At 58.5% G+C, this 22872-nt stretch carries 21 protein-coding genes; 11 read left to right on the top strand and 10 right to left on the bottom strand.

Translation table 11 applies throughout. The features are described from left to right. Together N2M06_RS04605 and N2M06_RS04600 are read left to right on the top strand one after the other, a co-directional pair. Positions 1-1758 carry an ATP-binding protein gene (locus N2M06_RS04605; protein ID WP_346351760.1) on the top strand — a complete coding sequence of 586 codons (1758 nt, stop codon included), beginning with the start codon at positions 1-3 and terminating at the stop codon, positions 1756-1758. After that, positions 1739-3043, top strand: a complete 1305-nt coding sequence (locus N2M06_RS04600; RefSeq protein ID WP_019933486.1) for a sigma-54 dependent transcriptional regulator — start codon at positions 1739-1741, stop codon at positions 3041-3043. The genes N2M06_RS04605 and N2M06_RS04600 overlap by 20 nt, the downstream gene beginning before the upstream one ends. Here the strand turns inward: N2M06_RS04600 and N2M06_RS04595 are convergent. Continuing rightward, positions 3040-3741 (bottom strand): DUF3108 domain-containing protein, encoded by a 702-nt coding sequence (locus N2M06_RS04595; RefSeq protein WP_317073945.1) that lies wholly within the window; start codon positions 3739-3741, stop codon positions 3040-3042. The two genes, N2M06_RS04600 and N2M06_RS04595, sit on opposite strands and share 4 nt — an antisense overlap. Positions 3742-3752: 11 nt before the next feature. Then, complete coding sequence (locus N2M06_RS04590) at positions 3753-5066, bottom strand: MFS transporter (protein WP_346351759.1); 1314 nt, start codon at positions 5064-5066, stop codon at positions 3753-3755. Positions 5067-5195: 129 nt separating this feature from the next. Between N2M06_RS04590 and N2M06_RS04585 the strand changes: the two genes are divergently transcribed. Then, positions 5196-5834: a response regulator transcription factor gene (locus N2M06_RS04585; protein WP_019933483.1), complete on the top strand. Its 639-nt coding sequence runs from the start codon at positions 5196-5198 to the stop codon at positions 5832-5834. Positions 5835-5849: 15 nt separating this feature from the next. Here the strand turns inward: N2M06_RS04585 and N2M06_RS04580 are convergent, their stop codons facing one another. Both N2M06_RS04580 and N2M06_RS04575 read right to left on the bottom strand, forming a co-directional pair. Continuing rightward, positions 5850-9323, bottom strand: coding sequence for a PAS domain-containing hybrid sensor histidine kinase/response regulator (locus N2M06_RS04580; RefSeq protein WP_346351758.1), 3474 nt, complete (start codon positions 9321-9323; stop codon positions 5850-5852). Beyond that, a complete protein-coding gene (locus N2M06_RS04575; protein ID WP_346351757.1) occupies positions 9320-10465 on the bottom strand; it encodes a 3-phenylpropionate MFS transporter in 1146 nt (381 codons plus the stop codon). Before N2M06_RS04575 ends, N2M06_RS04580 begins: the two co-directional genes overlap by 4 nt. Before the next feature lie 91 nt (positions 10466-10556). Here N2M06_RS04575 and N2M06_RS04570 point away from each other — a divergent pair, with 91 nt between their 5' ends. Further along, positions 10557-11462, top strand: a complete 906-nt coding sequence (locus tag N2M06_RS04570; protein WP_346351756.1) for a ChaN family lipoprotein — start codon at positions 10557-10559, stop codon at positions 11460-11462. Here the strand turns inward: N2M06_RS04570 and N2M06_RS04565 are convergent, their stop codons facing one another. Continuing rightward, positions 11463-12827 carry a GGDEF domain-containing protein gene (locus N2M06_RS04565; RefSeq protein WP_346351755.1) on the bottom strand — a complete coding sequence of 455 codons (1365 nt, stop codon included), beginning with the start codon at positions 12825-12827 and terminating at the stop codon, positions 11463-11465. A gap of 122 nt (positions 12828-12949) precedes the next feature. Here N2M06_RS04565 and N2M06_RS04560 point away from each other — a divergent pair, with 122 nt between their 5' ends. The 3 genes from N2M06_RS04560 (at position 12950) to N2M06_RS04550 (ending at position 15647) form a co-directional block, all read left to right on the top strand. After that, a complete protein-coding gene (locus N2M06_RS04560) occupies positions 12950-13282 on the top strand; it encodes an SMR family transporter (protein ID WP_019933478.1) in 333 nt (110 codons plus the stop codon). 1 nt (position 13283) lies between these two features. Continuing rightward, positions 13284-13997, top strand: coding sequence for a glycerophosphoryl diester phosphodiesterase (locus N2M06_RS04555; protein WP_346351754.1), 714 nt, complete (start codon positions 13284-13286; stop codon positions 13995-13997). A gap of 267 nt (positions 13998-14264) precedes the next feature. Further along, entirely contained in the window at positions 14265-15647 is a 1383-nt protein-coding gene (locus N2M06_RS04550) for a DEAD/DEAH box helicase (RefSeq protein ID WP_346351753.1), read from the top strand. Positions 15648-15712: 65 nt separating this feature from the next. Here N2M06_RS04550 and N2M06_RS04545 read toward each other — a convergent pair whose 3' ends face one another. The 5 genes from N2M06_RS04545 to N2M06_RS04525 form a co-directional block, all read right to left on the bottom strand. After that, the gene (locus N2M06_RS04545; RefSeq protein WP_346351752.1) at positions 15713-16879 is read right to left on the bottom strand and encodes a benzoate/H(+) symporter BenE family transporter; all 1167 of its coding nucleotides are present in this window, start codon (positions 16877-16879) and stop codon (positions 15713-15715) included. 53 nt (positions 16880-16932) lie between these two features. Continuing rightward, positions 16933-17367 carry a CBS domain-containing protein gene (locus N2M06_RS04540; protein ID WP_019933473.1) on the bottom strand — a complete coding sequence of 145 codons (435 nt, stop codon included), beginning with the start codon at positions 17365-17367 and terminating at the stop codon, positions 16933-16935. 138 nt (positions 17368-17505) lie between these two features. After that, positions 17506-18042, bottom strand: coding sequence for a heme utilization protein HutZ (hutZ, locus tag N2M06_RS04535; RefSeq protein WP_019933472.1), 537 nt, complete (start codon positions 18040-18042; stop codon positions 17506-17508). Further along, complete coding sequence (hutX, locus tag N2M06_RS04530) at positions 18035-18538, bottom strand: heme utilization cystosolic carrier protein HutX (RefSeq protein WP_346351751.1); 504 nt, start codon at positions 18536-18538, stop codon at positions 18035-18037. The genes hutZ and hutX overlap by 8 nt, the downstream gene beginning before the upstream one ends. A 17-nt stretch (positions 18539-18555) precedes the next feature. Continuing rightward, positions 18556-20457 carry a TonB-dependent hemoglobin/transferrin/lactoferrin family receptor gene (locus N2M06_RS04525; protein ID WP_346351750.1) on the bottom strand — a complete coding sequence of 634 codons (1902 nt, stop codon included), beginning with the start codon at positions 20455-20457 and terminating at the stop codon, positions 18556-18558. Positions 20458-20700: 243 nt separating this feature from the next. Here N2M06_RS04525 and N2M06_RS04520 point away from each other — a divergent pair, with 243 nt between their 5' ends. The 4 genes from N2M06_RS04520 to N2M06_RS04505 all read left to right on the top strand — a co-directional run bounded on the left by N2M06_RS04520 (position 20701) and on the right by N2M06_RS04505 (position 22750). Continuing rightward, positions 20701-21402, top strand: coding sequence for an energy transducer TonB (locus N2M06_RS04520; RefSeq protein ID WP_346351749.1), 702 nt, complete (start codon positions 20701-20703; stop codon positions 21400-21402). A 3-nt stretch (positions 21403-21405) separates the two neighbouring features. Continuing rightward, a complete protein-coding gene (locus N2M06_RS04515) occupies positions 21406-22026 on the top strand; it encodes a MotA/TolQ/ExbB proton channel family protein (protein WP_346351748.1) in 621 nt (206 codons plus the stop codon). Next, positions 22023-22445 (top strand): biopolymer transporter ExbD, encoded by a 423-nt coding sequence (locus N2M06_RS04510; protein WP_346351747.1) that lies wholly within the window; start codon positions 22023-22025, stop codon positions 22443-22445. The genes N2M06_RS04515 and N2M06_RS04510 overlap by 4 nt, the downstream gene beginning before the upstream one ends. Before the next feature lie 110 nt (positions 22446-22555). Then, the gene (locus N2M06_RS04505) at positions 22556-22750 is read left to right on the top strand and encodes a hypothetical protein (protein ID WP_346351746.1); all 195 of its coding nucleotides are present in this window, start codon (positions 22556-22558) and stop codon (positions 22748-22750) included. Positions 22751-22872: the final 122 nt, after the last annotated feature.

Genomic DNA, 22872 nt, shown 5'->3' with positions numbered 1-22872 from the left:
TTGTTCAAACATTTCAGCCGCTTGCTGCTGTTGCTGGTATTTATGCTGATACTGGCACTGGTGTGGCATCAAAGCTGGCAGCATCAGGCCGCAGAGCAGGAGCACAGGGCTCAGCAACAGCTCAAGGTTTACCGGGCGGCACTGGAATCCGAAATAGCCCGCTTTGAAAATATACCCCGCGCATTACAGTCTCATCCGGTGCTGCTGAATGCGCTGGAGCAGCCCGGCAGCCCTGACACCATCAACCGGGCCAACCGGCTGTTACAACAGCTGGCAGAAGACACCGGAGTGGAAGCCCTCTACCTGATTGACGCCCACGGTCTGACCCTGGCGGCCAGCAACTGGCATACCCCATTCAGCTTTATCGGGCAACGCTATCGTTTTCGGCCCTACTTTACTGATGCGCTGAACGGCGATGTCGGCGAGTTCTATGCAGTGGGTGCCACGACCCGCACGCCCGGTTATTTTTTCGGGCTGCATATGGCGGGCCAGGATCAGACCAAAGGCGTGCTGGCCGCCAAAATTACCCTGAAAAAACTGGAACAAAGCTGGCAGCTGGCCGGAGAAAAAGTGCTGGTGGTAGATAAGGAACAGGTGATTGCGCTGGCGTCAGACACTCAGCTCAAATTTAAAACCCTTGTGCCTCTCAGCCCTGAGGCAAGGCGGCGGCTGGATCAGGACCGGCAATATGCGCCCATGTCGCTGGCTCCTGTGAGAATAACCCGGCACGGCCCGCAAATACGGTGGCAAAAGGCATTGTACGGCACCAGCGAACTGGCACTGCCGCGCCTGCAGTGGCGCATGCAACTATGGTGGCCCAGCCGCCAGTTGTCCGTCAATGCCACCCTGCTGACCGCGCTCACCGGTGTGGGGCTGATTGCCCTGCTGCTATTACTGCTTTACTGGCGGCAACTGCGTCGTTACTACCGTATGCAGGCCAAAGCACGGTGTGAACTGGAGCAACAGGTGATGTCCCGCACTGCGGCGCTGGCCGCCAGCAACCACCAGCTGGAGCAACAGGTAAAAGAGCGCACTCAGGCAGAAGCCAGGCTCAGGGCCATGCAACATGAGCTGATCCAGACCAACCGGCTGGCCGCACTGGGGCAGATGGCGGCGGGTGTGGCCCATGAAGTCAATCAGCCACTGACCGCACTCAGAAACCAGTCGGTCAACACCCTGCTGCTGAGTGAACGGGGACGATACGCCGAGGTGAAAACCAGCCTGCAAACCATGGAGCGACTGATTGACCGCATTGCCAGACTCACTTCACAACTGAAGCTATTTGCGGCTACCCGGCGCAGCACCAAAGGACAAAGTGATCTCAATGAAGCGCTTGGCAATGTGATGAGCTGGCTTGCATCACGCTTTGCCACTCAGGGTGTTGAGCTCAAGCTGAGCCAGCCTGATACTGTGCTGCTGCCAATAGAGCTGCATGCCCTTGAGCAGATCCTGGCCAATCTGCTGAGCAACAGCCTGGATGCCCTGAATGGCCATCATCATGGTGTGATTACCCTTGCTGCCGGCCAGCACTGGCTGCAGGTGAAGGATAATGGTCCGGGCCTGGATGCCGGTATTCGGGATAAAGTAACCGAGCCTTTCTTTTCTACCAAGCAGGCCGGTCAGGGTCTGGGACTGGGGTTATCTATTGTGCGCGATCTGACAGAGGCCAGTGACGGCCGGCTGACCATTCAGCATCCGCCCGGCGGCGGAGTCCTGTTTCATATTGACTGGAGCGCCAATGAACAGAGCCCCCATTGAAGTCTGGCTGGTAGAAGACGATGACGATGTTCGTCAGACCCTGCTGCAAACACTGCACCTGTCTGATATGCCGGCCCGTGGCTTTTCCCGCGCCGAACAGGCGTTAAAAGCCCTGAAGCCCGATGCTGCCGTGGTGTTTCTCTCCGATGTACGCATGCCGGGCATGGACGGCCTTGCCCTGCTCAGACAGCTGCAACAGCAGGATCCGGATTTGCCGGTGTTATTGCTCACCGGCCATGGCGATATTCCCATGGCGGTGGAAGCCATGCGCCTGGGAGCCCAGGACTTTTTTGAAAAGCCCTATCAGCCGGAGCAATTGCTGCACAGCCTGCGCCGGGCTGTCGATAAACGGGCCCTGATACTGGATAACCGTCAGCTGCGACGCCGTCTGGCCGCCGGCAAACAGGCGGAGCTGCTGCTGGGCAATACGCCGGAAATGGAACAGCTGCGCCGGCAGATTGATAATATTGCAGATACCAGTGCCAGTGTGCTGATCCTGGGAGAAACCGGCACCGGCAAGGAGCTGGTAGCCCGCAGTCTGCATCAGGGCAGCGGCCGCAAAGGCAACTTTGTGGCCATTAACTGCACGGCGCTGCCCGAGTCGATTTTTGAAAGTGAAATGTTCGGTGCCGAGCCGGGAGCTTTTACCGGCGTCACCAAACGGCGCATCGGCAAGGTGGAGCACGCCGATAACGGCACTCTGTTTCTGGACGAAATAGAAGGCATGCCCCTGCACCTGCAGGCAAAAATGCTGAGAGTGTTGCAGGAGTCGGTACTGGAGCGGCTGGGAGGCAACCAGTTGGTTCAGGTGGACGCCAGGGTGGTCGCCGCCACCAAGATTGACTTGCAGGAAGCGGGACGAGCCGGTCTGTTCCGGCCGGATCTGTACTTTCGGCTTAATGTGGTGACGCTGGCACTGCCGCCACTGCGCCAGCGTCGGGCCGATATTCCGCTGCTGTTTTTGCATTTTGTCGAGCAGGCACAACAACACTATAACCGTGATGTGCCTGCGCCTGCCGATGCCTTGCTGCAGCAACTGATGTGCCGGGACTGGCCCGGCAATGTGCGGGAGCTGCGCCATGCCGCCGAACAATATGTACTGGGGGTGATGCCGGCTGAGCCGGCGCACAACCTGATGACATTACCGGAGCAACTGGCGGCACTGGAGCAGCAACTGATTTCTGACGCCATGCACAAAACACAGAATCAGGTGGCACTGGCTGCCGAGCAGCTGGGTATTCCGCGCAAAACACTGTATGACAAACTTGCCAGATACCGCGATTAATCGGCTTGCGCCATGCGGTGATCCAGCTTGCTGAGTGTTGCAGTCACTGCCAGCTGGCTGTTTTCTTCATGGCTTATCTGCACCAGCAGATAGTCCAGCTCCGGTGCTACCCAAAAGCGGGTTTTACGTTTGCTGTTGCCCCTGTCCCGTTCAACGATCAGAGTATCAAGCGTGCCCACTCCCGTTTTAAGCGCCTGGGTACCCACTACTTTGAAAGGTGTTTTTTTGATCTCACCGTCACGTACCACCTTGTAATCAAAGGCTTCTTTGCCGGCCATCAGGTCGCACCGGGCCTCAAAGAAAAAGCTGACCGGATCGAACACGCCCCCTTCCGCCGCCAGCAGCTTGTCGCCGTCCTTGTTCTGATAAAGGACCATGCCGGTAGACTGATCAAACACCAGCCGCTCTTCCCGGGTCACTCCCAGCGCTTTGGCCTTGTAACTGAAGGTATCGGGACGGGCAGTGCAGTCATTCCAGGTAAAGCTGGCTTTTTGATCCACATCCAGCAGCCAGTGGCGCAGAGAAAAATGCACATGATACTGCTCCCGGTTGCGATCTATGGTGAGGGTGTTGACGCCCCGGGTAGCGTCACCGTTCAGCATCACCGAAAACTCGGCGCGCATATAGTCAATGTCACTGGCATGAGCCGCGCTTGCCAGCAACAGGCCGGTCAGCGCCAGCAGGCATTTTTGCAACATGTTTTATCCTCTTATGAGTTGTCCTGCACATTGGGCAGGCCTTGAGCCAACCATACACCAATAAAGGTTAACAACGAAAACACCAGCACGACCGCCAGTGACGATAACAGACCGAGCAACATACTCAGGGCACCGGCCAGCAGTAATAATAACCCCATCAGGGTGTTACTGACGGCCACATAATCGGTGCGCTTATCCCCCCCGGCCAGATCCACCAGAAAGGTTTTGCGCCCTACCCGCACGCCCGCATGGGCCACACTGAGCACAAAAATAACCAGCGCGAAATAACCCGCCGGCACCGGACCACCCAGCATCAGATAAAGACACACGCCCAACCCCAGCAGCGCAGCAATCAGCCCCGCCAGCTGCATCACCCGCTGCGACGACACATCTGCCAGCTTGCCCCAGAACCAGCTGCTGGCAAACTGCGCCAGCCCCTGAGCAATGACCATGCCGCCCAAAATATGAATGCCGCCGTTATATTGCTGAGCCAGCAACACATAATAAGGCGTGACCAGAGCGGTGGACATCAGCAGGGTACGCACCAGCAGAAAACGGCCAAAGGCCGGATCCTGCCTGATGAGCTTGAGGCTGCCAAGCGCATGCTGCCAGCCGTTCACGCCGCCATCGGTGGCACCGGGCTGCTCTGCTATGCGGGTGTAACACAGCATGCCCAGCACCCATACCAGGGCCGCCGCCAGCAAAACAGCCACATAGCCCCACAGCGGCAGATCACCGGCCACACTGAGTAACAAACCACACACCAGCCCCACACCGCCGGCCAGGCTGGCCCCGGTGCCGGTCACCTTGCCCCGCTCTTTTTTAGGAATCGTCTTGCCCAGTACGTCTTTGGAAGCGATGGAGCAAAGCCCGCGGGACAGGCTCATCAGTGCCAGCAGCAGCAATAACAATACCCCGGCCAGCCAGCCCGACCAGATCCAGGCCGTGACTGCCATCAATACCAGACAGCCAGCCTGCAGACCGGCCCCCCACAGCCAGGCTCGTTTGCGCAGCGGCATTTTGCGTACATATGCTCCCAGAAACAACTGGGGCAGCATGGAGCCGCTTTCCCGTATGGGCACCAGCCAGCCAATCAGCCAGACGGGTGCTCCCAGCGCCTGAAACAACCAGGGCAATACGGTTTTGGCATTCACCATCAGCTCGGCCAGCGCAGTGGCAAGCTGGGCCAGGATCAACCAGCGACGGTTACCCACTACCTGATGGCACTCGTTATCGGGAATATCTTTACAGATGCGGGCGTCTTCGTCCGGGGCAGTCAGCCCGGCCAGCCAGCTATTATCTTGCTTTGATTTGGTTCCAAACATAGTCAGGCTCAATCTGCGTGATCACGAAAATAGGGCCAAAGAGTTCTCAGCCACGCTGCAAAGCCCTATCATACAACTAAAGATGGAATGAGCTTCCATTGAATACTTTACAGACACAAGGAAAGCATCATGGACTCGGGCTATCACATTATCATTGCCGATGATCACCCCCTGTTTCGCAACGCACTGCAGCAAGCAGTGCAACTGGCAGTGCAGGGTGCCCACCTGCAGGAAGTGGACAGCATCGACAGCTTGATGACGCTGTTGTCGGACACCGATGATACCGACTTGCTGCTGCTGGATCTGAAAATGCCCGGTGCCAGTGGTTTCTCCGGCTTAACCCGGCTGCGGGCCCAATATCCGGCACTGCCGGTGGTGGTGGTGTCTGCCAGTGAAGACGCCTCGGTCGTGCAGCAGGCCATGCGCCTGGGTGCCGTGGGCTTTATTCCCAAGTCATCACCCATGCCGGTGCTGGTCAGCGCCCTGAATACGGTGCTGGAGGGCGATAACTGGTTTCCGGAAGGTATTGATGCCACTGACGCTCCTGAAGATGACATGGCAGAACGGCTGGCCAGCCTGACGCCGCAGCAGTTCAAGGTGCTGACCATGTTGTCGGAAGGCAAGCTGAACAAGCAGATTGCCTATGAGCTGGATGTATCGGAAGCCACGATCAAGGCTCATGTGACTGCCATTTTCCGCAAACTGGATGTCAAAAACCGCACTCAGGCGGTAATTGCGCTGTCCCAGCTGGAAGGCGGCGAGTTCTGAACTGCTCCCCAGTCCCTAGTCCCCGTGTTTCACCAGATGCTGCAGCAGCGCCCGTAACTTCAATGGCTTGACCGGTTTGCTCAGATAACTGAAATCGAGTTGTTGCAGTTGTTGCTGCAGCTCGGGCTGACGGTCGGCACTGATCACCACAGCGGGAATACGACCAAACTCCAGCCGCAGCATATTGATGGCTGACACACCGGTTTCACCGTCATCCAGATGATAATCCGACAGTATCACCTGCGGAATAAACCCTTCATGGCACAACATTCGTGCTCCGTCGCCACTGCTGGTCAGTGCCACTTCACAGCCCCAGCGCGTCAGCAGGCTTTTCATGGCGGTCAGAATATCGGCTTCATTATCAATACACAGCACACGCAACCCGGCCAGACGATTGTTACTACTGCTCACTGCCGCAGGTACCGGAGCCAGGGCATCTGGCAGCTGGCGTGAGCGCGGCAGGGTCACACTGAATACAGACCCCTTACCTTCTTCCGAGTGCACGCCCAGCTTGTGGCCAAGAATGCCCGCCAGGCCCTGAGAAATGGCCAGCCCCAGCCCCAGTCCCTGCTGATGGCGCTGGCCCGGCTCCAGGCGCATAAACTCATCAAAAATGACATCCAGTTTGTCAGCAGGAATGCCGGGACCATTATCCCATACTTCTATGCGAACCTGGTCGCCAGCCCGGCGCAGACCCAGCACAATATGACCGCCATTACTGTAACGCAGCGCATTGGTTAAAAAGTTCTGCAGTATGCGCCGTAATAAACGGGGATCGCTGTATACCCCAAGCCGGCTGCTGACCACGGAAAAGGCGCCGCCCTGCTGCTCTGCCAGTACGCCGAGCTCCGCCTTGAGGGTGTCGAACAACTCCTTAATGGGAAAGTCCTGAAATTTGGGCACCAGCTTGCCCGACTCCAGCCGGGACATATCCAGCAGATCGCCAATCAGCTCTTCTGCTGCGGTAAGAGAGCGGTCGATATGCCCCGCCAGCCGCCGGCTTTCTTCGTCGCCGGAGGTTTCCAGCCAGGAAGAGGCAAACAGCTTGGCAGCATTAAGCGGTTGCATCAGATCGTGACTGACCGCCGCCAGAAAACGGCTCTTTGACGCATTGGCCAGCTCTGCCTGACGGTTGGCTTCCAGCAATTGCTCGTTCACTGCCGACAGCTCCTGCGTGCGCTCTGCCACCCGCTGCTCCAGCATGACGTTGGCGTCTTTCAGCACCTGCTCGGCCTGACGGAAAGTAGTAATATCACTGAAGGTCATCACAAAGCCGCCGCCGGGCATGGGATTGCCCTGTACTTCAATTACCCGGCCATCAGGCCGGGTGCGGGATGACACATGGCGGCTGCCCGCCTTCATAAAGGCCACCCGCCGGCTTACCTGCCGGTCTACTTCGCCGGGGCCACACAACCCCTGCTCGGCGTTATAACGGATAATGTCGGCAATGGGCCGGCCTACCCGCACCAGCCCTACAGGATACTGAAACAACTCAAGATAGCGCCGGTTCCAGGCCACCAGCCGCAGCTCCTTGTCTACCACTGAAATGCCAAGGCCAATATGCTCAATGGCCCCCTGCAGCAAGCCCCGGTTAAAACGGAACACATCGCCGGCCTCGTCCACTATGGTGGCCAGCTCTTCCAGCTCCATGGAACGGCCCTGTACCGCCGAGGCCAGCACCAGCCGTGCCGACGAAGTGCCGAACACCCCCGCCAGCACCCGCTCGGTGTGACGGATCAGGCTGGCAGGTGCCTGCATGCTGCCTTCCAGTGTGCCCTGTTCACCGGCATAGCGGGCAAAGGCACGCTTGACTCTGGCTTCACCCACAAAACGAGACGCCAGTTGTTCCAGATCCCGCACTGTCACCTTGGCGCGATAGACATCACCGTCGTCCTTATGATGCCGGCCCACAAAAGCCGCCGCCTGAAAGCGTTCCCCTACCGACGGCACTGACAGCCAGGAGCCCACCAGATATCCCGCCAGGTTACAGGTCAGACTGAGCAAAATGCCCCAGGTGACCGGACTCATGTCGGCCAGCCAGCCCAGCGCCGGCGGCGTTAACAGCCAGAGCACCACGTTGGTGCTGGCATCGCCGGCAAACAGTCCGGTTTCCGCCATCAGGTTCAGCAGCCACATCAGCATGCCCAGGCTAAGGCCCCAATAAGCACCGCGCCGGTTACCACCCCGCCACAACAGCCCCAGCACCAGCGGCGGCGCAAACTGGGCAATGGCGGCAAAACTGAGATACCCGATGCGTGACAGACTGCTGATATCTCCCAGCCATAAAAACACCAGCCAGGAAGTGGCCATAATCACCACAATGGCAGTGCGGCGCACATTCAGCAGTAACTGAGCCACATCCTCAAAGCCCGCGCCCTGCAGCTGGCGGCGGCGCAGTATCATGGGCAACACCAGATCGTTGCTGATCATAATGGCCAGCGCGATGGTGGAGATAATCATCATGCCGGTGGCCGCCGAGGCACCGCCAATAAAGGCCAGCATGGCCAGATTGGGCAGCCCCAGATCCAACGGCAGGCTGATCACATAGGTATCGGGCGAGGTGCCCGCGGTCAGCCACTGCTGGCCCGCCAGTGACAGCGGCAGTACCAGCAGGCCAAACAGCAGCAGGTAAACCGGAAAAATACGCCGGGCCAGGCGCAGGTCAGCCTCGCTGTGATGCTCCACCACAGCCACATGAAACTGACGGGGCAGGCAGATAATGGCACTCATCGACAGCAGGGTATAAACGCCGATATCGAGCAGATGACCGCCACTGACCACGCTGAGCGAGTTGATAAAGTCATCGGTGATCATCACCCGCTGCTGATTGGGATAGGCCAGAATCAGCCAGAGCGCAAAGCCCCCCACCACAATAAAGGCAATCAGCTTGACCACCGACTCGGCGGCAATGGCCACCATCACGCCGCGCTGATGCTCGGTGGCGTCAATATGACGGGTGCCAAACAGCAGAATAAAGAGAGTAAACAGCAGGGTGACCATCAGCGCCACTTCACCGGCATTGCGCCCGGCCCCGGCCACCACATCCGGGGCCATCAGGTTCAGCCCCATCACAATGGCTTTCAGCTGCAACGCAATATAGGGCAGCACGCCCACTATGGCGATCAGGGTAATAAACACCGCCAGCCGCTGCGATTTGCCGTAACGGGCAGCAATAAAGTCGGCGATGGAGGTAATGTGCTCCCGCTTGGCCACCTCAATCAGGCGGGCAATAAAACGCCCCCCCAGCGTGAAAATGAGAATGGGGCCAAGGTAAATAGTGAAAAAGGTCCAGCCGTCGGTGCTGGCCTGACCCACAGTGCCGAAAAAGCTCCATGAAGTGCAATACACCGCCAGTGACAGGCTGTAGAGCATGGGCCGCATGCGCCGCACCAGGTTGCCCATGCGTGGCCGGTCACCCAGCCAGGCCAGCAGAAACAGCACGCCCAGATAGGCCAGCGCAATATTGATAACGGTCCAGCCCTGCATCATGGTGCTGCTTGCTCCTTATTTAAGGGCCCGGCCAGCAGCCAGGCCACGGGCAGCACCAGGGCTGCCATAAACCAGAAAGTATGTCCGCCAAAGGCGGAGTAAAGCTGCCCCGATATCATCAGCAAGATACCCGAGGCCACTCCGAGGGCAATGGCGGCATAAAGCGCCTGAGCACCAAAAACGGCACGCTCGTCCAGCTCCCGGCTGATAAACCTGACTGCCCCCAGGTGGCTGACGCCAAAGCTGCCCGCGTGCAGTAATTGCGCCAGCACCAGCCAGAGCAGCTCTGTCGTCGCCCCCAGTACGCCCCAGCGCAACAACGCACACAGAAGCCCGGCCAGCAGCAGGGTGCGGGCGGTGACATGGCTCAGCCATTTGCGGTCCAGCGCAAACACCATAATTTCTGCCAGCACACCCAGCCCCCACAGGTAACCAATCACAGTGGTGCTGTAACCCTCTTGCTGCCAGTAGAGCGCACTGAAGCCATAATAAAAGGCGTGACTGCCCTGCAGTAACGAGGTGATCAGCAAAAAGCGCCCCACCCCGGGCCGGCGCAACACCACCATAATGCTATCGCCGCTTCGTCCGACGGGCTGCTCCGCCGGTGCCGGCCTGGGCGGTATTAAGGTCAGCAGGCTGATCAACGTCAGCGACATCACCATACTGTGTAAAATCCACTGGCTGCCGCCATATTCATTGAGCATGCCCACCACCAGATTGGCAGCAATAAAAGCCGCCGAGCCCCACAACCGGGCTTTGCCGTAGTCCAGCTGAATTTGCACGATATAGCGGCTGGCCATGGCCTCACTGAGCGGAATCAGTGCCGGATATACCAGATTGACCGCCAGCGTCAGTATCAGCAGCCCCACCGTGCTCTGCCAGCCGTAAAAAGCCATAAATCCCAGGCAACCGAGCAGCGCCAGCCCCTGAATTACCGGCAACAGATGGCGCGCGGCGCGCACCCGGCTCATTACGCCAAGAATGCCGACACAACGCACCGCCATACCCAGCCCCAGCAGCAGGCCTACCAGACCCGCACTGGCACCGGCATTGCCCAGCCACAGCGCCCAGAAGGGTAAAAAAGTGCCATAACCAAAGTAATAAAGGGCAAAAAACAGTGATAGCCAGAGCGCAGGCGTCATATCGGTTTCAGTCGGGGCAACATGACGGCTATGATAAAGCCTTTAGCAGTGAATTTCTGTTACCAATCCGTATTAAATAAAAGGCCCGCTTATGCGATATATCAGTATGCTGCTCTGCACTCTGCTGCTGGCCGGCTGCCAGGCACAGCCTCAGGCGGCCGATACCCTGTATGACTATCAACTGCTGGATGATAAGGGCCAGCCGTTAAGCGTGGCAGAAGCGGCGCAAAGGCTGACCGATGCCGATGTGATTATGGTGGGCGAGTTGCACGGCCACTCCGGTGTGCATCGTTTTCAGGCCGAGCTGCTGGCCGCTCTGCTCAGCCAGCCACAACCACTGGCACTGGCCATGGAGCAATTTACCCGTGATCATCAGCCCGAGGTAAATGCCTACCTGGCGGGCGAGCTGGGTGAAGACGCCTTTATTGAACAGGCCAACGCCTGGCCTTCTTATCGTCATGATTACCGGCCGCTGGTGGAGCTGGCCAAATCGGCGGGTATTGAGATCATTGCCGCCAATGCGCCGCGCCAGATAGTGCGCTGCATTGGCAAGCTGGGGCCGGATTATCTGAACCGGTTACCCGAAAATGAACGAGGCTGGGTGGCCGGGCAGCTGACCCTGCATGAAGATGAATACAAAACACGCTTTATGGCCACCCGCTTTCACGGCCATGCTCCGAGCGAGAACCAGTTTGCGGCACAAACCAGCTGGGACGACACCATGGCCGAGAGCATGGCGTTGTATCTGGCCGAGCACCCTGAGCACAACATCATGCTGACCGTGGGCCGCTTTCATATTGCCGATGGCCTGGGTACGGCCCAGCGGCTGCAACAGCGCATGCCCGGTGTGAAGATGGCGCTGATTTACCCTGTACTTCCCGATGAAGCCCGGCCGGCAGCACCCTTGTGGTCTTTACAAGTGCAGGCCCTGCCCGCCCCCCGCCTGGCAGGCGAGCCATTGCCGGCCATTAACATGGCTACCCCCGAGTGCCGTTAATCAATCGGCGGCAATGCAACGGTTACGGCCTTCGGCCTTGGCGCGATAAAGGGCTGCATCGGCCCGGTTAATCAGCTGAGCATAATCGGGGTGGCCGTCAAAGGTGGCCACGCCACCACTGATGGTCACCTTCAGTACCTGCTGCTCTTCCAGCTCCAGCTCGCTGTTCATCAGTTTTTCGCGAATTTTCTCCGCTACTTTCAATGCATTTTTGGCATCGGCTTCTACCAATACCACCAGCAGCTCTTCACCGCCATAGCGAAAACAGAAGTCGCTGCTGCGAATATTGCCGGCCACCAGCCCCGCTACCTGCTGCAGCACCAGATCGCCCCCCTGGTGGCCGTGATTATCGTTAATGGACTTGAAATGGTCCACATCGAACAGCACCACAGAAAAAGTGCCGCCACCACGCATGGCCAGGCGCACTTCCCGGTTCAGTACCGCCGGCAAAAAACGCCGGTCCAGCAATCGGGTCAGGGTATCGCGGCCATGCTCCAGCTCAATAAAGCGATCAAACAGCTTGCTCAGCAGATAAGACACGGATCGCAGCTGTTGCTGCAGTGCCGCCATGTTTTCTGCAAGCTGTGTCCGCTGCTCCAGCCCCCCTTCCAGTGCCGGCAACTGCTGCTCATCTATCTGATTGAGAATGCGCTCTATTTTTTCAAGCTCGGGCGCGCCCTCAAATACCGACATCGCCTGATGATAAAACCAGAGGCCAAACTCCGACTGGCGCAGCGGCTGCAACGGCATGCCGGGCTGATGCAGGGTAAACATCAGCTCCTGGCTCCAGTCGAGCAAAGAGGCACGTTGCCGCTCCCGCTCTACTGACAGGTTCATGCCCAGATTGTGCAGCCGGTAGGCTTCTGCTGCCCGGCTCTTGATATCCGATTTGGAAGCAAATGCCAGATTCATCAACTCCAGGGAAAGGTCAATCACTTCTATCAGATAAGTGCCTGCCTGCAGCCATTGCTCTGGCTCATGCCACTGCTGAGTAACGTATTCAAGCAAACGTTTTTTATGCAGCCGGGCACCAGCCGATACCAAATTAACAGGCAGATTGATACGGGCATGTACCTGGCCTACCTCAAACTGACGCTCTACTGCGTCCTCAACCTGAGCCAGCTCGCTCACCGCAAACACCTGCTCCAGCCAGCGGGTCATGGAGGCCGTCAGCTGCCGGTTGACCTGCTCATGCTCAAGAAAACGGCGGGCATCGGGCAGATCCATCATTTGCTGATAAAAATTCAGCGCCAGCTCCCGGCTGTGAGCCTGCACCAATTTGTATATGTCATGACGCAGCGCTGGTGCATAGTCTGTAAGAATTTGCCGCCACTGGGATCGGCCGTAATCGAGAGGATTTATCATAAACAAACACAACGCAGAAAGTAGGAAACCGGTTCAGCAAAGCAAGGCGAACCTTACTCCGCGGTCAGTTTACGATAAACTCGAGCATATTAACCGTTTCTTTTGTAACTGAACCAAAACCTATGAATGCATATTTGCTGCTGACCCTGGCCATCGTGGCCGAAGTGGTGGCCACCACCGCCCTGAAGGCCGCCGCCGGTTTTACCCGGCCTGGTCCCTCCCTGCTGGTAGTCATGGGTTATGGCCTGGCGTTCTGGCTGCTGGGGCTGGTGGTGAAAACCGTGCCGGTGGGGGTGGCCTATGCCATCTGGTCCGGGGCCGGTATCGTACTGGTAACCCTGCTGGCGATATTATTTTACCGCCAGCTGCCGGACCTGGCCGCTGTGCTTGGCATGGGGCTGATTATTGCCGGCGTAGCGGTAATACAACTGTGGTCTGACACTGGCGGGCATTAATATGAAACTATGCGGACATCGCGGCGTGGCAGCGCTGGCACCGGAAAATACCCTGGCCGGCCTGCGTGCTGCTCACAGGCTCGGGCTTGAATGGGTGGAAATTGACGTACAGCTCAGCCAGGACGACGAGGTGGTGGTAATCCACGATCAAACCGCTAACCGCTGCAGCAATGGCCGTGGACAGGTACGCGAGCTGGCATGGCCGGAGCTGGCCCGGCTGGATGCCGGCGCCTGGTTTGGTCCTGCGTTTGCCGGCGAGTCCATTCCCCGGCTGGCGGACTACCTGGCGCTGGCCCGACAACTGGACATCCGGGTCAATGTGGAGCTGAAGGTGTTTCCCGGCGACGATGCAGCCCGGCTGAGCCGGCGGGTGAGCGAGGTGGTCAACGAGCGGCAAACGCCTGCCGGCGCCCTGCTGTTCTCCAGCTTTGAACCGGCCTGCCTGGCCCACCTGCAGCCACTGGCCCCCGCCATTGCCCGCGGCCTGCTGGTGGAGCGCCTGCCCCGTGACTGGCATGCTCAATTACAGCGGCTTGGCTGCACCGCCCTGCACTGCAATCATAAATACCTGACTCAGTCTCAGGCGAAAGCAATCAAAGCCGCCGGTTTTTCTCTGCACTGCTACACCGTAAACGAGGTGGCCCGCATGCATACCCTGGCCGACTGGGGCGTGGATATGATTTTTACCGATGATCCGCGCGGGTATAGACGGTAAAGGGAGCAGGGACTAATTCACAACATTGTCGCCGCCTGCCGGAATGTTGGGACTCGTCCCAACCCGCAGAGCCAATTGTCATGCCGGCCCCCGAGCCGGCATCTTTCTGCAGACAAAAGTGTCCCCGCCACAGACTCCGGGTCAGGCCCGGAGTGACTAATGTCTGCCGCTTTTTATGGCTTTTGCCGCTTTTCTGTTATCATGCCAGCACGTTGCCTACCGGCAATCCCTCAATCGTCCGCCAGGACCTTGTTAGTTCGGAGTCTCATGTCATTTGCTTCCCTCGGTTTGAACGAAAAGCTCGTTCAGGCTATTAACGAATGTGGCTATACAGAGCCGACCCCCATTCAGCAACAAGCTATTCCGCTGGTATTAAAAGGGGGTGATCTGCTCGCCGGCGCTCAGACCGGCACCGGCAAAACCGCCGGCTTTGGCCTGCCCATGCTGCAGCGCCTGAGTGAAACCAAGGCCCGCCCTCTGGCCAATGGCCGGGCACCGGTGCGCGCTCTGGTACTTACTCCTACCCGTGAACTGGCCGCCCAGGTGGAAGAAAACCTGCGCGCCTACGCCAAACACACCGATCTGCGCACCCTGGTGATGTTCGGCGGTGTCAGCATCAACCCGCAAATGAAGGCCCTGGGCCGCAAGGTTGATATCGTAGTGGCCACTCCGGGCCGGCTGCTGGACCATGTATCCCAACGCTCTATCGACCTCTCCCGCGTTGAAATGCTGGTGCTGGACGAAGCCGACCGCATGCTCGACATGGGCTTTATCCGCGACATTCGCCGCGTACTGGCGCTGCTGCCCAAACAGCGGCAGAACCTGCTGTTTTCCGCCACCTTCTCCGACGAAATCAAGGCACTGGCGGAAGATCTGCTGCACCAGCCCGAGCACATTGAAGTGGCCCGCCGCAACGCCACCGCCGAAACCATTGCCCAGCGCTTCTTTGAAGTAGACAAGGGCCGCAAGCGCGCCCTGCTCAGCTACCATATCGGCCATCACAACTGGCGGCAGGTGCTGGTATTTACCCGCACCAAGCATGGTGCCAACCGCCTGGCCGAGCAGCTGGGCAAAGACGGCCTGCCGGCCATGGCCATTCACGGCAACAAGAGTCAGGGTGCCCGCACCAAGGCCCTGAGTGAGTTCAAAAATGGCGGTATTCGCGTGCTGGTGGCCACCGACATCGCGGCCCGCGGTATCGACATCAGCGAGCTACCCCATGTGGTCAACTATGAGCTGCCCCATGTGGCAGAAGACTATGTGCACCGCATTGGCCGTACCGGTCGTGCCGGCAGCAACGGCGAGGCACTGTCGCTGGTAAGCGCCGAGGAGAAACCGCTGCTGAAAGCCATTGAAAAGCTGATCAAGCAAAGCGCCGATCTCGAGCAGGTGGCCGGTTTCGAACCCGATCCCAATGCTCCGGTGACTCCCCTTGAAAATTCACGCGGCGGCAACCGTGGGCGTCATGGTGGCGGCCAGCGTTCTGGCGGTCAGCGCAATGGTGGTCAACGCAATAGCCAGCGTGCCAGCGGCAACCGTAATGGCGGCAATGGTAACGGTCAGCGCACCGGCAACCGCAATGGCAATGGCGAAGGCCAGCGCAGCGGTGCCCCCCGCCGTCGCTCACGTCCGCAGGCCGCGGGTCAGTGAACAGGGACTGGGGATTAGTGATTTGAAAAAGCCCGGCTAACGCCGGGCTTTTTTACTTCCCGCCTCTAGCTTACGGCTTCCAGCTTTCTTTTGCGGCTGTTCAGCCAGTGCACACCGCCGCCAATCACAAGCCCCCAGAAGGCGCTGCCGATTCCCAGCAAAGACACGCCCGACGCCGTGACCATAAAGGTGAGCAGGGCCGCGTCCCGTTCCTGCTCGTCCCGCAATGCCACCGTTAAACTGTTGCCAATGGTGCCAAGCAGCGCCAGTCCGGCAATGGCCATAATCAGCTCCTTGGGCAACGCCGCAAACAACGACACCACAGTGGCGGCAAACATGCCCATCAATATATAAAACACACCGGCCCACAGTGTGGCTTTGTAACGATGTTCGGGTTTGGCGTCCACTTCCGGCCCCATGCAGATGGCCGCACTTATCGCCGCCAGATTAAAGGCAAAGCCGCCAAAGGGGGCCAGTAGTATGCCGGCCAGGCCAGTCACACTGACCAGCGGTGAGGCCGGCACGCCATAGCCATGAGCGCGCAGCACCGCCACCCCGGGCACGTTTTGCGAGGCCATGGTCACCATAAACAGCGGTATGCCCACCCCAATCAGACTGGCCAAACTGAACTCGGGCCACATCAGCACCGGGCCGGCAGCTTGCCAGTCTAGCCGCTCCGGATGCATCAGCCCCTGCCCTGCCGCCAGCGCCAGCCCGGCCAGCAAACACAAGGGGATCACATAGCGGGACAGCCGCCGGCGCAGCGCCAGGTACACCGCCAGCATGGCTATCACCAGTACCGGTGCCGTCTGCACCGACACGAACAGGTCCAGGCCAAAGTTAAGCAGCACGCCGCCCAGCATGGCTGCCGCCAGTCCGCCGGGCAGCAACCGCATAATATGATCAAACCAGCCGGTCAGGCCGCACACCAGCAGCAGCGCCGAGCTGAACAGAAAAACCCCCACCGCCTCGCTCATGGGCAAACCGGCCAGGGCCGTCACCAGCAGGGCCGCACCGGGGGTGGACCAGGCGGTCAGCACCGGCTGGCGGTAACGCAGGGTCAGCAGCAGGGTGGTCAGCCCCGAGCCCAGCCCCAGCGCCCACATCCAGGAGCTGGTCTGAGCCTGGCTGGCACCGGCGGACGCAGCAGCCTGAAAAATAATGGCAGCCGAGCTGCTGTAGCCGACCAGCACCGCAATAAAACCGGCGGAAAGGTGAGACAGGCTGAACATGAAAGACTCCAAAAAAAGCGCAGCCAGGCTGCGCTTTGTTCAACAAATAATCATTACTGCTGCGCTTTCAGCAGCTCGGCACACAAGCGCACAAAATCCGACGAGGTCACCATGCCCTGCAGCCGGCCTTCTTCATCCACCACCGTCAGGCAGCCGTGCTTGTTGCTGAGAAAAAAGTCCACCACTTCGGTAAGCGGCGCCTGCACATCCACGCTTTCCAGATCATTATCCAGAATTTCCATGACCCGGCACTGGCGCTCCCGTCTGTCCAGAGCACTGACCCCATAGTCGGAAAGCAGGCCCATAATGGTAGCAATCATGCGTTTTTGAGTCAGGACTCCCAGCAACTTGCCGGTGAGCGGATCCACCACCGGAATATGCCGGATACTTTTTTCACGCATTAAATCATGGGCGTCTTTCAGGGTCGCGGTCTGATCCAGAGTCAGCAGCTCCCGGGTCATGATGTCGCCAACACATTCTAAAGCCATGAGAAACTTCCTTTTTTCATATTTATCATCATCACTCATAGTATGAGCCCTGTTTTGGCACAGTGCTGCGCCGCTTGCAACAAAAACAAAAAGCCCGCAGGCAAAATGCATGCGGGCTGTTAACGGCGCGAAACTATATTACTGATTCGCCGCCATGGGTTTGTGGCCGTCAGTCAGGTGCAGTACATCCACCAGATCGTCTCCGCTTACCGCAAAGGCCTGGCCAAAACCTTTTACAAACAGGCCTTTGATGGGCACCAGACGAAACAGATGAAAGTCTGCCAGGTTTGCCAGGCCAGTTACCGTCTCGCCATGACGCTCGGTGAGAGCGTCAACCCCTAGCTGCCAGGCATCGGTATTGCGCGCTACCCGCTCGGGAGTGGCATCAAAGGTCAGGCGCTTGCGGGCAAACAAAGTGCGGCTGTTCTGCTCGTCCTCCACCATCATCAGTGACACTTTCGGGTTGGCCAGCAGGTTACGGGCATGGCGGGCCATTTCGCTGATCAGAATATAATAGCCGTCTTCACGCAGGGCAAACGGCGCATAGCTGACATTTGGCTGGCCTTCGGCATCCACGGTGGCCAGCAACAAGGTTTTCATTTGATCCCGAAACTCACGAATTTCCGGCTCCAGCCGTCCCTGCAAACGGGCCTGTTTTTCGGCGTGCTCAGCCATGTTGCAACTCCTTCAGTGCATGAAACGCAGCCACCTGTTCAGGGAACAGCGTCCCCTTGTCATCGCGGCCCAGATAAATTTTAAAAATGCAGTGGCCTGCCTCATTGTAAAACACAATGGCGTGAGCCTCTTTGCCCCGGTGCGGCTTGCTCTGCAGGGCAATATGACAAATGGCATCCAGTTTAAGGTGACCATGCAGCTCGCCGAGGGCACCAAACAGGTTGTAGTAACCATGACCGATGCGGCCTCTGGGCAGGGGAGCCTTTACCTCAAAAACGGAGCCGGACACTTCAATAATGGTGGTCACCGGCCCCCACTCCGCCACCTGCTCCAGCACAGTTTGAGCATGCCGGCCGGCCAGCGGGCAGACCATGTTCGCCGGCAGACATTGCATCACTCGCCACTCGCTGGTGTTCAGCCGGCGGGCCATTTCCACCGGGCGCAGGGCCGGCTCGGCGGCCAGCAGGGCGCTGACACTTTCTTTCAGCTCCGACATGGATAACTCCTTGAATATTAGAAGCGGTACAGGGCGCTCAGCTTGATATTACGTCCGGGCTCATACAGCTCACTGAAAGCACGGCGGTAATAACGATCGGTCAGGTTGTCTGCGGTCAAAGCCAGCTCCAGCCCGCTTAATGCTCCCTGGGCATACCAGCTGGCACCCACATCCAGCAGGGTGTAGTTGCTGTAATCTATGTCTTCAAATTGTACCGAGCCGGCATATGTTAACCGGGCACCCAGCCTGAACTGGCTGTCCAGCAACCAGTAGCCGGCATGAGCCACCCATTTGTCGGCGGGAATGCCTTCCAGCGCCTTGCCGGTAGCCTTGTCTCTGCCGAGGGTGCGGCCGTAAGAAAGGCCCAGCTCCAGATCCCGCCAGTCATAGTCAATGGCCAGCTCCCCTCCCTGCAGCTCGGCATCCTGCACATTGTCATAACGGGTTTCAAACACCCTGTTGGCAAAGTCCATGATAATTTGCTGTTCAATAAAGTCTTTCACCTCATTCCGGAACAGGCTGGCGTTCAGCCTGAGCCTGTCCTCGCCCGTCAGCACACCATCAAAGCTTGCCCGGACAATCAGCTCCTTGTTGGCCGCTTTTTCCGGGCGCAGCTCAGGGTTGGGCACAAAGACATTGGTTCCCATCGGACCCAAGGAGAAATGCGTTCCTGTGGTGTACAGCTCTTCGCTGGTAGGTGCTCTGAACGCCTCGTCATAACGGGCAATCAGTTTCAGCCAGCCGGTGGCCTGCCAGCTCAGCGCCAGCGATTTGGACAGCTCGCTCTCGCTGCGCTTTGAACCGGCAAGATTCTTGGCCTCGGTCTGAAAATGGTCGTAACGCAAAGCCGGCAGCAGGGTCCAGGCTCCGGACAAGGGCAGCTCAGCCTGCACAAAGCTGCCCACCACCTCGGAACGGCCATCTGCTGGTATAGGACGATTAGTACCTTGCCGGTAGCCCCGGCTTTTATCCTGATAGCCGTCCAGTCCGTAGGTGAGTTTACCCCACTCCAGCCGGGAGCGGTTTACCAGACTGAGCCCCAGAGTGCGATAGTCAGTATGATCACGCTGGTTTTGTGCCACACGAAACTCATCCACTTCGGAGCGGTTGTGGTACAGCGTCAGATCCAGATCCAGATCCACCAGCCCGGAGGCCGGGTTCAGCTGATAATCCAGCACAGTACTCTGATCGGTCGATTCCCGATCCACCAGCGGACTGCTGGTATTCACATTGGTTTCAGGATTACCGGGCACCGAACCGATGGTTTCACTCTGGCGGTGGCTCAGGCTAAAGCGCTGAGTATCGTCCGGCTGCCAGCCAAGCTTGATCAGCCCGCCCTGACCACACTCGGCGGAATAGGCAAGGCTGCGATCATCGCCCAGACGAACATCGTTCTGATCCCGGTAATAGCCGTTCAGCAGCAGATCAAACTGCTCACCGGCACCATAAATAGCAGCACTGGTACGGTTTTGATCTGCCGCCGTGCCATGACCCTGCCTGATATAGCCACCCACATTCTGGCCACCGTTCAGCAAATCCCGCCCGTCCTGAGTGGTCTGCGCCACCACGCCGCCAATGGCACCACTGCCCCACAGGCTGCCGGCCGGACCTTTAATAACATCAATCTGCTTGAGCAGCTCGGGATCCAGCTGATAGGTGCCTCTGTGTCCGGCCACAAAGTTCTGCCGGGCACCGTCTACCAACTGCAGCACCCGGGTACCTTCAAGACCACGAATAACCGGTTTTTGATTACTTCCCCGCGGGCCACCGCCAATATCAATATTGGGCTGGTATTTAAGTGCGTCAGCCACACTGTCGGGTTGCTGTTGCTCCAGTTGCTGACGAGTGATAACAGCGGCGCTGTACTTGCTGCTGCTCAGGGTAGAATTATCGCGGCTGGCCTGGATCCTCCAGCTCACTGCTGCCGACAGCCGTTGCCGGTGCTGACAACGCCATTCCCAGAGCCAGCGCTATCAGCGACGGCTTACTTATCACATCGTTATGCTTCACCTGGCACTCCCCGCCTATTGGGTTTTAAGATGGTGGCGAGATTAATGAAACAGTTTTCTAAATGCAACCAATTATCATTTCAATAGACATTGCCATAAAAATCCGTATGCTGTGGCTGTGATATTTTTGTACTGTTTTTTTGAGGATGGATTGTGAGCCTTAAACGCTATGGCGTCTTTGTTGTTTGTTCTCTGTTGCTTCATGGGCTGCTGGCTCAGGCAATGGAGCGCAATCCCATGGAAATTGCGCTGGCACCGGCTGAAAACCCGGGCCCCATCAGCGTTAAAATGATGCCCACCGTGACCAGGCCCGCTCCCCCTGAGCCCGCGCCACCCAAGCCGGAACCGAAACCCGAGCCAAAACCCAAGCCTGAGCCGGCCAAGCCAAAGCCGGAACCGAAACCCGAGCCCAAGCCTAAGCCTAAGCCCAAACCCAAGCCAAAACCTGTGCCCAAACCTGAGCCAGCGCCCAGGCCCGAGCCAGCACCCAGGCCTGCTCCCAAGCCGGCACCGGCCCCCGAGCCGGTCAAACAGGCCCCCAGGGAGCAGCCCCAGCAAACCAAAAACAGTGCGCCCAAGCGCATTGAAAAGCCGAGCTTTAAGACCCGGCCCTCGCCCATTGCCTACCCGGTGCAGGCGCGCCGGCGTGGCCTGGAGGGCACAGTGGTGGTTGAGGTATGGCTGGACGAGCAGGGCAAGCAAACCAAACGTGTTCTGGCACGCTCTTCCGGCGTGAATGTGCTCGACAAGGCGGCCATTAAAGCCATCGCCAAATGGCGGTTTTCTGCTTATATAGAAAACGGCCGGGCCCTGGCTCACCGCGTACAGATCCCCATTCGTTTCAAACTGGACTAAATCATGGCGTTTATTAATCAACTGCATCAACAACTGGGCCTGATGAGCTGGCCCCTGATCATCTGCTCTGTCATTACTCTGGCCATCTGGCTGGAGCGGGGTCTGACCCTGCTGTGGATAAGCCTGCGCGGCGAGCAGGAAAAACGCCGTCTGCGCAGCCAGGGCAACACCTATCCCGGCAAGGATGAAAAAGCCCCTGCCTCCGTCATGCTGCAGGGCTGCCGGTTGCTGATACAACACCAGGAATGCTCTAAAGCCATTCGGGAAGATCTGGCCGCGGTCTGGCTGCAGCAACAGCGCCGCCGTCTGCATGCCGGCTTGCGGGTACTGACTCTGGTGGGGGTTATCAGCCCGCTGCTGGGCCTGCTGGGTACCGTGCTTGGCCTGATTGAGATGTTCAGAAGCATCGGTGAGAGCGGCGGCCCCGTTACGCCGGCGCTGCTGGCCGACGGTCTGGGCCAGGCCATGAGCACCACCGCCGCCGGCCTGCTGATTGCCCTGCCGGCCATTGCCGGTGCCCAGCTGTTCGGGCTCTGGGCCGATCGTCTGCTTGACCGCCTGACCCACGAGCTGAACCGCTGCAACCTGCATCTGGAAGGACTGGGGCTGGGAGGTCGTTCATGATCAAAAGCCCGGAGGCGAGCCAGTCGGCCTGGCGCGCCATGACCCCCGACATCACTCCCCTGCTCGATATCATTTTTATCGTGCTGGTGTTTTTGCTGCTCACCGCCAATATTCCGCTGCAGTCTCTGGAAGTGGACTTGCCCAAAACCGACAGCGAGGCGCTGTCGGTGGTACAGGAGGACAAGAGCATGACCATCAACCTGCTGGCGGGCAGTCCGGCCTGGGCGCTGCAGGGAGAAAAATACGATGACTGGGCCGCGTTCAGGCCGGTGCTGGAACAAAACCTTGAAAGCCTGAAAAAGGCAGAGCTGATGCTGGCCTCAGACAGCACGGTCACCGTGGACAACATGATGAAACTGCTGGCCTTTTTGCAGGAGCATGAGATCCAGGCCACCCAAATCCTGATGGAACAAGAGTAATGGCCACACGCCGGCAGCAGATGACGGACGAAAAATAATCTGCCGCCCTGCTTCTGGCCGTGACCCGGTCATGCTATAAGCAAGGCTTCTTCTTTACCGGAAGTGCTTCGATGAAAACCATCAAAATAAGAAAAGGCTTGCTCTCCTGCGTTGTTCTGGCTGCTTTGTGGACGCCCCTGCTGGCCTCGGCCGCCGCCATCGACAAACACGCGCAAAAACCGGTCTGGATGGACTGGGCGTTTTTTGGCAATACAGTGGCCTCGGCCTGCCTTACCCGCTGGTGCAATAATAGGGACCCAGAGTAACCCGATGCCGCAGGGATGCGGCATTATCTTGCCTTCCTCTTTCTTCCCTGCCGTGTTTTTCTTCCCGCTCAGCGGCGCAGATCCTCTCCCCGATCACATTTACGCCCCCATTTTCGCATTTT

The sequence above is a fragment of the Oceanimonas sp. AH20CE76 genome, assembly GCF_039654065.1.
In the GTDB taxonomy this organism is placed as follows: Bacteria; Pseudomonadota; Gammaproteobacteria; order Enterobacterales; family Aeromonadaceae; genus Oceanimonas; species Oceanimonas smirnovii.
The sequence above is the reverse complement of the archived record's forward strand: the minus strand, read 5'-3'. Positions and strand labels throughout refer to the sequence as shown.